Source organism: Cupriavidus sp. MEYA8, assembly GCF_059278825.1.
Window position 1 is genome coordinate 696,278 of record NZ_CM181222.1, and the last position, 14,850, is coordinate 711,127.

The 14,850-nt window shown below is 67.9% G+C and carries 12 protein-coding genes; 2 read left to right on the forward strand and 10 right to left on the reverse strand.

The genetic code is table 11. The features are described 5' to 3' along the window. Window positions 1-53 precede the first annotated feature (53 nt). The 7 genes from AC5WJ1_RS20250 to AC5WJ1_RS20280 form a co-directional block, all read right to left on the reverse strand. Complete coding sequence (locus tag AC5WJ1_RS20250) at window positions 54-1,472, reverse strand: sensor histidine kinase (protein ID WP_133094928.1); 1,419 nt, start codon at window positions 1,470-1,472, stop codon at window positions 54-56. Window positions 1,473-1,721: 249 nt separating this feature from the next. Continuing rightward, window positions 1,722-1,925 carry a CsbD family protein gene (locus tag AC5WJ1_RS20255; protein WP_133094794.1) on the reverse strand — a complete coding sequence of 68 codons (204 nt, stop codon included), beginning with the start codon at window positions 1,923-1,925 and terminating at the stop codon, window positions 1,722-1,724. 150 nt (window positions 1,926-2,075) lie between these two features. Next, window positions 2,076-2,687 carry a hypothetical protein gene (locus AC5WJ1_RS20260; RefSeq protein ID WP_133094793.1) on the reverse strand — a complete coding sequence of 204 codons (612 nt, stop codon included), beginning with the start codon at window positions 2,685-2,687 and terminating at the stop codon, window positions 2,076-2,078. 255 nt (window positions 2,688-2,942) lie between these two features. Next, window positions 2,943-6,065 (reverse strand): efflux RND transporter permease subunit, encoded by a 3,123-nt coding sequence (locus AC5WJ1_RS20265; RefSeq protein ID WP_133094792.1) that lies wholly within the window; start codon window positions 6,063-6,065, stop codon window positions 2,943-2,945. 13 nt (window positions 6,066-6,078) lie between these two features. Continuing rightward, a complete protein-coding gene (locus AC5WJ1_RS20270; protein WP_133094927.1) occupies window positions 6,079-7,293 on the reverse strand; it encodes an efflux RND transporter periplasmic adaptor subunit in 1,215 nt (404 codons plus the stop codon). 42 nt (window positions 7,294-7,335) lie between these two features. Then, window positions 7,336-8,751: a TolC family protein gene (locus AC5WJ1_RS20275; RefSeq protein WP_135703570.1), complete on the reverse strand. Its 1,416-nt coding sequence runs from the start codon at window positions 8,749-8,751 to the stop codon at window positions 7,336-7,338. Between the two features lie 384 nt (window positions 8,752-9,135). Beyond that, complete coding sequence (locus AC5WJ1_RS20280) at window positions 9,136-10,293, reverse strand: acyl-CoA dehydrogenase family protein (protein ID WP_135703569.1); 1,158 nt, start codon at window positions 10,291-10,293, stop codon at window positions 9,136-9,138. 238 nt (window positions 10,294-10,531) lie between these two features. Between AC5WJ1_RS20280 and AC5WJ1_RS20285 the strand changes: the two genes are divergently transcribed. Beyond that, window positions 10,532-10,786, forward strand: a complete 255-nt coding sequence (locus AC5WJ1_RS20285; protein WP_135703568.1) for a hypothetical protein — start codon at window positions 10,532-10,534, stop codon at window positions 10,784-10,786. 15 nt (window positions 10,787-10,801) lie between these two features. Here the strand turns inward: AC5WJ1_RS20285 and AC5WJ1_RS20290 are convergent, their stop codons facing one another. The 3 genes from AC5WJ1_RS20290 to AC5WJ1_RS20300 all read right to left on the reverse strand — a co-directional run bounded on the left by AC5WJ1_RS20290 (window position 10,802) and on the right by AC5WJ1_RS20300 (window position 13,806). Next, the gene (locus AC5WJ1_RS20290) at window positions 10,802-11,662 is read right to left on the reverse strand and encodes a LysR family transcriptional regulator (protein ID WP_135703567.1); all 861 of its coding nucleotides are present in this window, start codon (window positions 11,660-11,662) and stop codon (window positions 10,802-10,804) included. Window positions 11,663-11,751: 89 nt separating this feature from the next. Next, window positions 11,752-12,114: a hypothetical protein gene (locus tag AC5WJ1_RS20295; RefSeq protein WP_135703566.1), complete on the reverse strand. Its 363-nt coding sequence runs from the start codon at window positions 12,112-12,114 to the stop codon at window positions 11,752-11,754. A gap of 210 nt (window positions 12,115-12,324) precedes the next feature. Beyond that, the gene (locus tag AC5WJ1_RS20300) at window positions 12,325-13,806 is read right to left on the reverse strand and encodes an SLC13 family permease (protein WP_494476930.1); all 1,482 of its coding nucleotides are present in this window, start codon (window positions 13,804-13,806) and stop codon (window positions 12,325-12,327) included. Window positions 13,807-13,973: 167 nt separating this feature from the next. Between AC5WJ1_RS20300 and AC5WJ1_RS20305 the strand changes: the two genes are divergently transcribed. Next, window positions 13,974-14,825 (forward strand): AraC family transcriptional regulator, encoded by an 852-nt coding sequence (locus AC5WJ1_RS20305; RefSeq protein ID WP_135703564.1) that lies wholly within the window; start codon window positions 13,974-13,976, stop codon window positions 14,823-14,825. Window positions 14,826-14,850 lie beyond the last annotated feature (25 nt).

Genomic DNA, 14,850 nt, shown 5'->3' on the forward strand with positions numbered 1-14,850 from the left:
GCACGCTGAAAGGCAGCAAGACGTTGTGGCATGACCCCTACCGCCGGCGTGGTTCAGCCGGCGGTGCTGGTGCGCAGCCGGCTGTCGGCCATCGGGGTGAAGCGCGGCAGCCGCAGCGTGAAGGTGGTGTGCACCCTGGGCACCGACTCGCACTCGATGCGGCCGCCAAAGGTCTCGATCACGCGGCGGCAGAATGCCAGCCCGAGGCCGGCGCCGAGGCCATGCGCCTTGGTCGAGAAAAACGGCTCGAAGATGCGCGGCAGCACGTCGGCCGCGATGCCGGGGCCGGAATCGCGGAAGCGGATCACATGGTGCTGGCCTTCGGTCGCGCCGGTGATGTCGATGCGCCCGCCGCCGGTGGCGCGGATCGCATGCAGCGCATTCTTGAGCAGGTTGAACAGCACGTAGACCAGCAGCGTGTCGGAACCGACGAAGCGCCAGCCCGCATCGATGCCGCGCACATGCACCCAGCCGCGCTCATCGCCCTGGAACGGGTAGCGCTCCAGCGCCGCATGGACACAGTCGGCAATGCCGTGCGGCGCGAAGGTGCTGCGGTCCAGCCGCTCGAGCGTGACCGAGGCCAGCGCCATGTCGATCACCGTGCTGGTGCCGTCGACCTCGCGCGTGATCGCGCCGACCAGGCTCGACACGCGCTCGAGCTGCCCGGGGCGCATGCGGTCTTCGCACAGGCCCTGCTCGACCGCCAGCTGGTAACCCTGCAGCACCTGCGGCCAGGTGCGCGCCAGCTCCTGCGCCTGCATGCGGATCGTGGCCAGCGGCGTGCGCACTTCATGCGCGACCGTGGCCGCCAGCGAATACGGATGCATCAGGTCGTAGCGCACCACGCTGACAGCCAGCATGCCCAGGCTCGCCGCCACGAAGACCACACCCGGCGGGTAGAAGGCCACGCCGTAGTTGACCAGGTAGTCCACCGCCGCCAGCGAATACAGCACCACCGCCACCAGGCACAGGTTGTAGCGCTTGCGGCGTTCGGCGGTGGCGTTGCGGCGGGCCTCGGCCAGGATCCAGGCGCTGCGGATCGCCACCAGCACGGTCTGCGCGAGGTGCAGCGGATGCAGCGGCCCGGCCTTGGGATAGTCGCCGAAGAAATAGGTGTAGTAGCCCGACACCACCTGCCCGGTGGTCAGCAGCAGCACCACCAGCACCAGGCTGAGCCCATAGGAGGCCAGCAGCAGCGGCCGTTCCCGGCGGCGCTCGGTCACTTCGGCGATGAAGTGGTAGAACGTCGTCGGCAGGAACAGGATGAACAGGTAACCCAGGCGGGCCAGCAACAGCGCCACGTCGGGATGCGTGGCCTGGTACAGGAAGACCCACGTGCCCTGCCAGGCGAAGGTGGTCACGCACAGCAGGAAGAACGATGCCGACACGCGCGTGACCCCCTTGGTCACCAGCACGTAGAGGCCGTAACCGAGGAAGGTGGACGAGACGAAGGCAGGCAGGGCAGCGTACATGCGCGGTGCGGGTAGCCAGCAGGCGTATAGCGGCAGGTCGGCGCCTATCGCTGGCGCGCTGCCGCGACGCGACATGTTATGACGTCTGCGCGTGATGCGTGCTTCATTTCTTTGCATACAGAGCTAACGCCTGCTTAATGCAGCGGGGATCACTCCCCACGACGTGGGGGTATCCAGAGCGCAGCCCGGGCAACAAAGAAGGCGGGACGTCCAAGGACGTCCCGCCTTATGCTGCCGTGACAAACCGGCTTACCAGCGCGAGTCGTTTTCCCACGCCTTCATCTCTTCCTCGGCGCGCTCCTTGGAGTAGCCATAGCGCTCCTGGATGCGGCCGGCGAGCTGGTCGCGCTTGCCATTGATCTGCGCGATGTCATCGTCGGTGAGCTTGCCCCACTTTTCCTTGATCTTGCCCTTGGCCTGCTCCCACTTGCCTTCGATCTGGTCCCAGTTCATGTTGTGCTCCTTCATGCGGGGGCGGACGGGCCGCGCGGTGGCCGCCCGCCATTGCGTCGATGAATGGTCCGCCAGGGGCTGGCGGGCGGCCCGGCTGGACCATGCCGGCGACTGCGCCGGCATGGGCTGCCTGTCGACTTACTTGCCACCTTACTTGCCGTACTTGGCCTTTACGTCAGCCTGGCACTTGTCCTTGGCATCGCCGGACATTGCATCGCAACGTTCCTTGTCGGCCTTGTAAGCGGCGTCCATCGTGTCCTTCTTGGCATCTGCGCGGGCTTCCGCCACATCGGTGCGCGAGCCGGTTGCCGCGGCCTTGTCGACCTTGGCGGCGGTCAGGGCCTTTTCATGGGCAGCCTTGGCGTCCTTCTTGCAAACGTCCTTGTCGTTGCCCTTCTTGTCGTCGCACATTTCCTTGGCAACGTCGTAGTCACGGTCGGCCTTCACTTTCTCGGCCTTGGCCATGGACTTCTGCGTGCCGTCGCGCCGGGCTTCGGCCTGGGCCTTGGCCACGTCGCGGTCGCGCTTGGCCTCGGCCTTGCACACGTCCTTGGCGTTGTCCTTCATGCCGTCGCACTTGGCGGTGGCAGCCTTGTAGTCCGCATCAGCCTGCTTGGCCGCGGCGTCATAGTCGGCGCGGGTGCCAGCGGCGGCCGTGGTGGCCGGCGGCGTGCCGGGCGCTGTCGCCTGGGCCAGGGCATAGCCCGCGGGGGCCGCGACCATCATCGAACACACTGCTGCAGTGAGCCATTTCTTCATCATGTCGAGCTCCTTTCCAGTTGGTTGCGTGGTCGTACGCATAGTCGTACGCATAAGGGGCCGGCGGCGATGCGCTGCTGGCCACGCCGTATGTACAGCGTAGGCTGCAGGGGTAATGGGAAGCAGGCGTTGGGTTCCGAAAGGCGCGTCAGACTATTCCGACACCAGGGTCCGGGAGCGGCACTTGCGGGGATAGCGCGCAAAAAAAGAATCCCCTGTACCGCTCACGGAACAGGGGAGGACACCAGCCGGGGAGCCTCAGCCGGAGATAGACGTCGTCAGCCTGTTCTCGTCAGGCGCCGGGGCTTCTTCGTCCGGCCAGTTGCGGCCGACCATCCATTCGTACAGCGTCGGCAGCACGATCAGCGTCAGCACCGTGGCGGTGATCAGGCCGCCGATGATGACGATGGCCAGCGGGCGCTGCGTCTCCGAACCGATCGCACGCGAGATCGCCATCGGGAACAGGCCAAGCATTGCCAGCAGCGCCGTCATCAGCACTGTGCGCAGCCGGTCCATCGAACCGGTCAGCACGGCCTGGCGCACCGGCATGCCCTCGTCGCGCAGCTGGTTGAAGTAGGTCACCATCACCACGCCGTTGAGCACGGCCTGGCCGAACAGTGCGATAAATCCGATCGCCGCCGACACCGACAGCGGGATGCCGGTCAGGAACAGCGCGAACACGCCGCCGACCAGCGCGAACGGGATGTTCGAGATAATCAGCGTCGCGCTCTTGAACGACTTGAACGCGTTGAACAGCAGCAGGAAGATCATCAGCACCGACAGCGGCACCACGATCGCCAGCCGCGCCATGGCGCGCTCCTGGTTCTCGAATTCGCCCGACCAGCTGATCTTGACGTCGTCGGCCTTGACGTTCTTCTTCACCAGCGCCTGCATGTCCTTGACCACGCTGCCCATGTCGCGGTCGCGGATGAAGATGCCGATCGAGGTGGTGCGCTGGCCGTTCTCGCGGCTGATGTTCATCGCGCCCGACGCTGCGCGGAAGGTCACCAGCTGCGACAGCGGCACCTGCGCGCCATCGGCGGTCTGCATGAAGATATTGGGCAGGTTGGGCAGCTCGCGCTCGGACGGCTTCAGGCGCACCGCCACGCTGAAGTGGCGCTCGCCTTCCCACAGCTCGGTGGCGGCCTTGCCCGCCAGCGCGGTTTCCATCAGGTCCTGCACGTCGGCCACGTTGATGCCGTAGCGCGCGGCCTGGGCGCGGTCGAACTCCAGCACATACTGCGGCAGCTCGCCGTCGCGGTCGATAAAGGCGCGCATCACGCCCTTGACCGACTGCACGTTGGCCAGGATCTGGTCGGCCACCTTTTTGTTCTGCTCGAGGCTGTCGCTCTGCACCTTGATCACGATCTGGCCCTTGATCTGCGAGATGCTTTCCAGGATGTTGTCGCGCACCGGCTGCGAGAAATTGGGCTCGATGCCAGGCAGCTGGCGCAAGTTCTTGTCGATTTCGCCGATGATGGCGCGCTTGTTGAAGCCATCGCGCCATTGCTTCTCGGGCTTGAGATCGACCAGGACCTCGACGGTGTTGATCAGCTTGGGATCGGTGCCGTCGTCGGGGCGGCCCACCTTGGAGATGGTGGTATTGACCTCCGGCGTCTTGCGGATGATGCTGCGCAGCAGCCGCGCCTGGTCGCGCGCCTCATCGACCGAGACCGAGGCCGGCAGGTCGAAGCTGACCCACATCGAGCCTTCGTCCAGTTCGGGCAGGAATTCGCTGCCGAGGAACTTGCCCACGCCCACCGTCACCAGCAGCAGGCCCAGCGCGGCACCGATCACCAGCTTCTTGTGGTCCAGCGCCCAGCCCAGCATGGGCTCGTACAGCCGCTTGCAATGGCGCACGATGAAGTTGTCGTCGTGCGCGATGTTCTTCGTCAGCAGCAGGTGGCACAGCAGCGGCACCAGCGTCAGCGAAATGATCAGCGAACCGATCAGCGCACCCGTCACGGTATAGGCCATCGGCGCGAAGATCTTGCCCTCGTGCCGCTGCAGCGTGAAGATCGGAATGTGCGCGGCGATGATGATGACCATCGAGAACACGGTCGGGCGGCCCACCTCGGTGGTGGCCAGCAGGATCGCGTGCAGCCGCGCCTTGCTGTCGCGGATCTGCTGCTCCTTGAGCTCGCCCAGGCGCTTGAAGATGTTCTCGACCACGATCACCGCGCCGTCGACGATGATACCGAAGTCCATCGCCCCCAATGACAGCAGGTTGGCCGGGATGCCGACCCAGGTGAGCCCGATGAAGGTCGACAGCAGCGCCAGCGGGATCACCAGCGCCACGATCGCCGCGGCGCGCACGTTGGCCAGGAACAGGTACAGCACGGCCATCACCAGCAGCGCGCCTTCGACCAGGTTGCCGAACACCGTGTGCAGCGTCTTGTCGATCAGCGTGGAGCGGTCGTAGTACGGCACGATTTTCACGCCCTTGGGCAGGATCTGGTCGTCGAGCAGGTCGATGCGCTTCTTCAGCGCTTCGAGCACCAGCGACGGGTTCTCGCCCTTGCGCATCACCACGATGCCCGAGACGATGTCGTCTTCGTCGTCCTGGCCCATCAGGCCCTGCGGCGGCGCGCTGCCAACCTTGACGTCGGCGATGTCCTTGACCAGGATCGGCGTGCCGTTGTTCTCGGCCACCACCACGTTGGCGATGTCGGCCGAGGTGCGGAAGCTGCCCAGCGAGCGCAGCAGGAACTGCTGGCGCCCGTGCGCGACGGCGCCGCCGCCGGCGTTGGCGTTGGCGCGCTGCAGCGCGGTGAACAGCTGCGACAGCGAGATCTTGGCGTCGCGCATGCGCGCGAGGTTGGGGTTGACCTCGTACTGCTTGATGGTGCCGCCGATCGTCACCAGGTCGGCCACGCCCGGCACCTGGCGCAGGTTCTTCTCGACCACCCAGTCCTGCAGCGTGCGCAGCTCCTGCGGCGTATAGCCCTTGCCGGTCAGCCGGAAGCGGAAGATCTCGCCGATCGCGGTCGACAGCGGCGCCAGGTCCGGATGCACGCCGTCGGGCAGGTCGACGCTGCGCAGCCGCTCCAGGATCTGCTGGCGCGCGGTCACGTCGGTGGCACGGTCATTGAAGGTCACCATCATGAACGACAGGCCGAACTGGGTGTGCGAGAACACCCGCACCGCGTTGGGCGTGCCGGCCAGCGCGGTCTCGATCGGGATGGTGACCTGCCGCTCGACTTCTTCCGCGGCGCGCCCCGGGTACAGCGTGATGACGTTGACCTGGATGTCGGATACGTCGGGGAAGGCCTCGATGGGCAGGTTCTTGAACGCGGCCAGGCCGCCGCCGACGAAGATGAGCAGGCCCAGCCAGACAAAGAGCTTCTGGTGCAGGGCAAAGCTGACGATGCGCGAGATCATGTGGCGACCGTCCTCACTTCTTGTCGGCCGCACGCGCCGCATTGACTGCTGTGGCATCGCGCAGGATGTCCTGCAGGTAGAGGTTGCCCTCGGTCACCACGGTCTCGCCTTCCTTCACGCCTTCCAGCAGTTCGGTGGTGCCGGGCATGGTCACGCCCACGCGCACCTGGCGGCGCTCGAAGGTATTGGGGGCGGTGCGCACAAAGACATAGTTGCGGTTGTCGGCCAGGAACACGGCCTTGGATGGCACCGCGATGCCTTCGAACGACGCCGCGGGCAGGCGCGCCGTGACAAACATCTCGGCCTTCAGGCGGCGCCCGGGATTGGGCACGCTCAGCCGGACCTTGATGCTGCGCGCGGTCGGGTCGACATAGTCGGCGATCTTGACCACGGTGCCGGTGAAGGTTTCGCCGGGGTAGGCGGCGGTGACCACCTGCACGATGACACCGTCGCGAAACAGGCTGAGGTCGGATTCACCGGCATCGACCTGCGCCCACAGCGTGGTGGGGTCGGTGATCAGGAACAGCGGCGCGGCCGGCGGCTGGTCGGGGCGCAGTTCCATGCCCTGGTTGATGTTGCGCTCGACCACCAGGCCGTCGATCGGGCTGCGCAGCGCGAAGCGCTGGTTCACGCCGTCGCTGCCCGCCGCTGCGCCGTACTGGCGCAGCGCCGCCTGCGTGCGCTGCAGGTCGGCCGCGGCGCGCGCCGCGTCGGCCTGCGACTGTTCCAGGTCCTTCTGTGCGATGACGCCGGCGCCGTACAGCTCGCGCTGGCGCGCCAGCGCCTTGGCCGCGACCGCGCTGTCGGCGGCAGCCTTGCGTGCGTCGGCCTGGGCCACGCCGAAGTCCGGCGACGTCAGGCTGGCCAGCGGCTGGCCGGCTTTGACCGTGGCGCCGGGCTGCACCAGGACCTCGGTCACGCGGCCGGCAAAGGGCGTGGACACGCGCACAGTCTTGTCCTCGTTCCAGACCAGCCGGCCCGGCAGGTTCAGCATGCGCTCGCCGCCGGACTTGGCGGGTTCGCCGGCAATGCCGGGCAGCGATTTCACGCTGGCCGGGAACTGGATGGTGTTGCCGCTGACCTTGGGATCGTCATCGGGCTTGGGCGGCTCGGACTTGCCGCAGGCGGCGAGCACCAGCGCGCACAGCGCCATGGCGCAGACGGAAGACAGCCGTGCGGGCACGGCGGTGGAAAGCGGACGATGGGTGCAGGACGTGCGGCGGAACATGCGTGACAAGTAAGACATGAAGAATGCGCGGGAACTGCGGTATCAGGGACGTGCCTGCGAGGCCACGGGCGCGCCCGCGGTGCCAGAGGTCTTGGAGGTCTGCAAGGCGGCGCGGTAGGCCGACAACGCCTTGGCGTATGCGCCCTGCGCTTCGACGGCGTCGAGCCGGGTCTGGCGCAGCGCACGGCGCGCGTCGAGCAGGTCGAGCACGCCGGTGGCGCCCTTGCTGTAGGCGAACTCGGCGCTGCCGGCGACGCTTTCCGCGGCGGGCAGCACTTCGTCGCGCATCTGGCGCAGCGACTGGCGCGCGGTTTCGAGCTGGCTGCGCAGCCGGTCGATTTCGTTGCCCGCCTCCAGCATCACGCGGTTGCGGTCGTCCAGCGCGGCGTAGTAGTCGACTTCGGCACGCCGTGCCTCGCCGCTGTTGCGGTGGCGCACGAACAGCGGGATCGACAGGAACACGCCGAAGCTGTTGCCGGTGCCATAGGAGTTGGTGGGAGAGACCGGATAGTGCTCGGCCTGCGCCCCAATGGTCACGTCAGGCACGCGTCCGGCGCGGGCCAGGTCGCGCGCGGCGGCGGCCGCTGCCAGGCGGGCCTCGGCGGCGGTCACGTCGGGGCGGCGCTCGAGCAGGTAGGGATCGGGTTGCGGCGCCGGCGCATCGAGCGCTGGCCAGTCGGCGACCAGCCGGTTATCCGACAGCGTGCCGGGAACCCCCATCGCCTGCGCCAGCGCGGCCTTGTCGCTGTAGTGGTCGGTCATGGCCTGGCGCATGTCGTTCTGCGCGCGCAGGACGTCGAGCTGCAGCTTGTTCACGTCGGCGCGCGCCACGTCGCCTGCCTTCAGCCGCGTTTCGCTGGCCTGGCGGGTACGCTCGTACAAAGCCAGCGTTTCCCGGAGCACCGCCACGTGTTCCTGGCTGACCAGCGCCTCGAAGAAGGCCTGCTCGACCGCGGCAGTCTGCTGCGCCACCACGGCCTGCACCGCCTCGCCCGCCGCGGCGCTGGCCTTTTGCGCGGCGTCGACGCGCAGGTTGCCCTTGTTGGCGGTCTCGATGAGCTGGTCGACGCGCAGCTTGGAGTCCACCGTCTTGCTGCGCAGGTTGCCGGAGCCGACGCCGGCGTGCGGGTTGATGTTCTCCACACCCAGGCTCAGCACCGGGTTGGGCCGCTGCGACGCGATCTGCACATCGGCCTGGCTGGCTTCCACGCCCCGGCGCGCGGCAATGATGGTGCGGTTGCAGCGCAGCGCGTCCAGGCGCGCCTGGGCCAGCGTCAGCGTGGCGCCGGCGGGCGGTGGCGTGCAGGGGGCGGCGGCATCGACGGTATCGGCGGCGGCGGTATCGGCGGCGGTATCGGCCGCAGGCTCGGATTCGGCGGCAATGCTGGCCGCAGGTGTGGCGAGAACGCCCAGCAGGAGCAGGGTTCCCGCGGTGGCACGGGCAAAGACAACGGGCACGGTCAGTCAGGCTCGGTTCGAAAGCGGTTTTGCGGTCAACGGTCTGCGGTAAACGACCGTGCCCCCAAAGCGGTGCACCGACCGATGAATTTTCATCCGTCTGGCAGCTGCTCCGGCGGTCGCCCGGCTGGGCTGTCATGCCGCGTCCTCGCGCGCCCTCGCCCTGCTATCCCGATGCTTCAAACGCCACCCGGGCACGATCTCCCGACGGCATTCAAACCGAATCGCTTTACAAACGGCTTTCATATCGCTGACAAAAGCCTTTAACTGCGTGAAAACCCCAGTCCGCGCGACTTCGATCAAGAATGCAAGCGGCCCGGGAATCACCGACGCGTGCGTCGGTGATTCCCGGTCCGTTATTCCAGCCTTGGCCGCCCTGGTGGCTTATGCCTTGGCGCGGTCGTCCAGCCCGAGGCTGCGCCCGATGATTTCTTTCATGATTTCGCTGCTGCCGGCGTAGATTCGCGAGATCCGCGCATCGGTGTACATCCGGCAGATGCGGTACTCCTCCATATAGCCGGCGCCGCCGTGCAGCTGCACGCCCTCGTCCACCACGCGGCCCTGCAGCTCGGAGGTCAGCAGCTTGGCCGACGCCGCCGTCTCCACCGTCAGCGTGCCGGCGTTATGCTGCAGCACGCACTGGTCGACAAAGGTCTGGATCGCGTCGAGCTGGGCGCGCAGCTCGGCCAGCTTGAAGCGCGAGTTCTGGAAGGTGCCGATCGGCCGGCCGAAGGCCTTGCGTTCCTTGACGTAGTCCAGCGTCAGGTCGAACGCCACCTGCGCCGACGCCATGTAGCCGCAGGCGCCGATCAGCCGCTCCTCGGCCAGGTGCCGGGTCAGGTAGCGGAAGGCCTGGCCGGGCTCGCCGAGCACGTTGGCCTTGGGCACCTTCACGTTGTCGAAGAACAGCTCCGAGGTGTCCTGCGAATGCAGGCCCATCTTGCGCAGCTTGCGGCCGCGCTCGAAGCCCGGCATGCCTCGCTCGACGATAAACAGCGTCAGGCCGTGGCTGCGCTCGGGGTCGGTGCGCGCCACCACTACCACGTAGTCGGCCAGCTGGCCGTTGGAGATATAGGTCTTGGCGCCGTTCAGCACCCAGTGGTCGCCATGATCCTCGGCCCGGGTGCGGATGCCGGCCAGGTCGGAGCCGGTCTGCGGCTCGGTCATGGCGATGGCGAAAATCGCCTCGCCGCGCGCCGCGGCCGGCAGCAGGCGCAGGCGCTGCTCTTCGTTGCCGATGCGGCCGACATACGGCGCCACCAGGCGCGAATGGAGCGTGCCGAAGAAGCCGGAGTCGCCATGGCGCGCGTTTTCCTCGATCAGGATCTGCTCATAGCGGAAGTCATCGACGCCGGCGCCGCCGTATTTCTCGTCGGCCCACATCAGCAGGTAGCCCTGCTCGCCGGCCTTGCGGAACACCTCGCGGTCGACGCAGCCCTGCTCGCGCCAGCGCTCGCCGTGCGGCCCGACCTCACGCTGGTAGAAGCGGCGGGCGGATTCGCGGAAGGCGTCGTGTTCGGCTTCGAAGATCAGGCGTTGCATGGCTGGAGTCCCCCTTCTGGTGTGATGTTCGGATCGGTTGAGTGTCTGCCGTGCCGCGCGCCTGAGGTTCGTCGGAAAAGATGATTTTTCTACAACCCGTGCCCACGCTGGCGTTGCCGGGACAGGCCATTCAATGCAGTTTTATTGATATGAACCCATGATAACTTTCATTTACCCGCGGGCATGGTTTGTGCCAATACTAGGAGACACCGACACTTATTCGATGGAGCGGGAAATCATGGAAACCGTCCTCTGGATCGCGCTGGCGCTGGCGCTGTTGGCGCTGGGAGGCACTGTTACCTGGCTGATCGGCACGCGGGTACCTGAACCGGTATTCGAGCGCGTGCAGCGGCATGGCCGCTTCGCCGGCCTCGAACCCAGGCCGCCGCGCCGGCCGCGGGGCGGCAAGCGCGTGCGGCAGTACCGGCTGGTGCCGGCCGGCATGCCCGGCTGGGCGGGGCTGTCGGCGCGGCCCATGCCAGTGCGCGCCTGATGCCGCGGGCGCCCGCTACAGTGGCACGTCCCAACGCTGCGACCAGTCCGATTCTTCGCGCACGATATCGCGCAGCATGCGCACGGCCTCCTGCGTCATGCCGGCTGGCGTCCTGGCGCAAACAAGGAAGACCGGATACGAGAATTCCGATGCGCTGTCGACTCGCACCAGCGCGCCGTTGTCGAGGTAGCTCTGCACGACCCGCGTACGGAAATACCCGCTGCCGCCGAACTGGAGGATGTACTGCAAAGCCAGTGGCCCGAGGTTGAAATACAGCGACGCGCGCGCATGCTGGGGCAGGACGCTGTCATGCTGGCGCCGGAATTCCGGCCCCCAGTCAACGTAGACATAGGGGCCGTCGCGCTGGGCCGAGCGGATCAGGATCAGCTTTTCCTCCATCAGCGCCTCGACATGCATGCCGGGCGCGTACTCCGGCTGGTAGACCAGCGCCGCATCGAGCGTGCCCGACTGCAGCTTGTACTGCAGCGCCTCGCCCTCCCCCACTTCAGCGCGCACCGCCAGCGCCGGCATCTGCTGGCGCATGCGCGTGGCCCACAGCAGCGCCAGCGGATTGCCCAGGCTGATCTCGGCGCCAAAGCGGAACAGGTTTGCCAGCCCAGCCGGCAGTGGCAACTCGCGGCAAGCCGCCTCCCAGGTCTGCACCAGCTGGCTGGCATAGCCCAGGAAACGCTGGCCGTCGGCGGTGAGGCGCGCGCCGGCCTTGTTGCGCTCGAACAGCCGGCAGTTCAGCTGTGACTCCAGGCTCTTGATCCGGGCCGTTACCGCGGTTTGCGTGACGTGCAGCTTGTCGGCCGCCGCCAGCAGGCTGCCGGTGCGCACGACTTGCAGGAAGGTGCGGGCGAGTTCGATGTCCATGGTCGGAGCTGCGTTGGGCCGGTGTGACGGATTGTAAGCAGATCCCAACCGAGAATCGGAAATCTCACACTGACTCCCTTGCATCCCGCTCAACGAACCCGCGGCTTTGCCGAAACCGGTCGCATCGCCGCGCCGGCATCTCCCGCACTCGGCCCACGCACCTCGCGCGGCTGCCGCAGCGGCGCGATGCCTTCCGGTTCCCGCCACGCCACGCCATTGTCATAGCCGGTGGACACGGCCTCGAGGTAGCCGGGGGCGAATTTCTGTTCAGGGGTGACAGCCGCTGCCGCGGGAGCGGCGGGCTGCGGGGCTTCGGCCTGTGCGCAGGCGACGCTGTTCAGGCACAGCCCCAGCACACGCAGCAGCACGACGGCGCGGCGGGTGCGGTGCAGCAGTTTCTTTTGCGGGCGCGATGCGGCCTGCCCGCGCTGGCAGGGGGATTGGGGGTTCATCGGTGTTCTCCGGGGAAGCCATTGCTGGCGGGTGGGACAACGAGCATCGGCGCCGCGCTCGCTGTCCATTCCGCAATGACCGTGCCACCACCACTACGCCGCCTGCGGCGCGGTGCAGGGCACTTTCCGGGCTGTTCCGCTGATCATTCGTTGGCACCGGGCCGACGACCAGCGAAAAGCTGTCGGTATCCGTCCAACACCGCATGAAGCTCAGGGCAGGTACCCCAGCAGCCGCCACCAGAGGTAATCCAGCGGCAGCAACGCCACCACCGTGATGGCCGCCAATGCCAGGCACAGCCGCGTGCCATGGCGTAGCCCGACGCCGCCCAGCTGCATCGCGATCACGATCGGCGGCGACTGGTAGGGGAAGAACACCGTGGAGAACACCGGCACCTGCAGCATCAGTACCGTCTCCAGCGGCAAGCCGGTGGCGCTGGCAAATTCCCGCGCCAGCGGAGACAACACCGCCGGCAGGCTCGGCAGCGTGGTCATCAGGCCCATGCTGGCGCCCACGGCGCCGAGCGCGCCGACGTTCGCCACCGTGTGCCCCGGCGTCAGCTGCAGCCAGTTCAGCAGCGCGTGGCTGACGGCAGTGCCCAGGCCGGTCGACTCCACCACCGCGCCAAGTCCGAGGAAGCCCGCCACATAGAGCAGCGGCACCAGGTGAACCTGCTCGGCCAGCGCCCTGGACGAGACCAGCCCCACGCCCGGCAGCAGGCAGACGATGCTTGCGGCCAGCGCGATCCAGGCCGGCGAGATGCCATGCAGCGCGTCGGTGGCGAATCCCACCACGGCGATCGCCAGGATGACCGCCAGCAGCCGCTCCTGCCGGCCCATCGGCGCGCGCGCTGCCGCCGGCGCCGCGGCCAGCGGCGCGTCGTGCGGGAACAGCCGGCACACGAGCCAGACCAGCACCACGGTCTTGAGCAGGCCCAGGATCGGGAAGTGCAGCAGCAGGTAGCCGCCGTAGCTGAGGTTGATGCCGTACAGCGAGCTGGCCGCGCCCAGCAGCACGCTGTTGGGGATATTGGCGGGCAGGATGGTGGTCGGCGGCATATAGCTGGCCGCAGCCACCGTCAGCACCAGACCGATACGGCCGTTGGAGCCGGGGGCCAGGCCCACGCGGTCCGCCAGCGCCAGCACGATCGGGATCAGCAGCAGCACGCGGCCGGTGGTGGACGGCATCAGGAACGCGAGGCCCACGGCGCTGGCCGCGACCAGCGCGACCAGTTGCGGATACCCGTGCACCCGGCGCTGGAAGATGGCGTCGGCCAGCCGCAGCGCCAGCCCGCTGTTGCGCAGCGCCACGCCGGTGACGGCGCCGCCGAACATCAGCCACCACGCGGGCGACGCAAAGCCGCTGAACACCACCTTGGGCGGCGCAATCTGGAATACGACCGCGCACAGGAAGAACAGCAGCGTGGCGGTGGGCTCGGGCAAGGCGCCGAGCGCCCAGCAGCACACCGTGGACAACACCAGCGCCGCGGCCCAGACCAGCGCCGGCGGCGCGTCGATGGCGTGGCCGGCGCTCAACACCAGCGCAATGCACACGCCGATGGCAAAGGCGGCCCTGCCGGATTGCCGCAGGCCGGGGTCGGAAATGGTGTCCCGCACCGGCGCGGTGGCGGCCAGCGTGGCATCCGGGCCGCTCAGGCCGAAACGCGCCGCGGCGCGGCGTACGAATGGAGGCATGGAAGAACATCTCGTCTATGGCGCCGGTCCCATGCCGCGCGCGATTTCGGCGGGCCGGTGCCTGTTCGGCAATCGGCCGGTCACGTTTCCGGTCGCGGCCGCTCGATGCATCGTAGGCCGACCGCGATTGGCGGAGTTACACTAATCAGGCAATTTCTTACGATTTCATGCCACACGACGTCGCCCCCGCCCCTGCCCTGCCTGCCGCCTCGCCGCCCGCCCCGGCCCGCCGCCGCCCGGTCTACTCGCCGGTGCCGCGCGCACGTCCCAGCGCCGCCGACCCGGTGATCGCACACCTGCGCCGGCCGCCTCCCAACGCGGTGATCCACCCGCACCGCCATCCGTGGGGCCAGCTGTCGTTCCCGATCAGCGGCAGCCTGCGCATCACCGCCGGCGGCACCACATGGCTGGTGCCAGCGATGCGCGCAGTCTGGATCCCGCCCGACGTGGAGCACAACGTGGTGGTGCTGGGCACGGTGCGCTTTTACGCCTGCTATATCGCGCCGCAGGCCTGCGCGCTGTCGGCCGATTCATGCGCGGTGCTGGAGGTGTCGCCTCTGTTGCGCGAGCTGATGGAGGCCCTGGCCCACGACGACACGCTCGGCGAGCGCCGCCGCCAGCTCTGCGCCAGCCTGCTGGTGGAGGAACTTGCGGCCGCGCCCACGCTGTCATTGGGGCTGGCGCTGCCGTCGGACCGGCGGCTGCAGGCGCTGTGCCACGCGCTGATGGAAGATCCCGGCTCCAGCCTGACGTTGTCCGAATGGGCGGCCCGCACCGGCGCCAGCGAGCGGACGCTGGCGCGGCTGTTCGAAAGCGAGCTGAAGACCAGCTTCGGCAGCTGGCGCCAGCAGTTGCGGCTGGCCCATGCGATCGACCTGATGAGCCGCGGCCGGCCGCTGGCGCATGTGGCCGCGGAAACCGGCTACGCCCACGCGGGCGCGTTTTCGACCATGTTCCGCCGCGCGCTCGGGCAAACCCCGCGCGACTTCATGGCGCGCCGGCGCCGCGTGCTGGCTTGAGGTGACGCACGGGAGGTGACGCGGG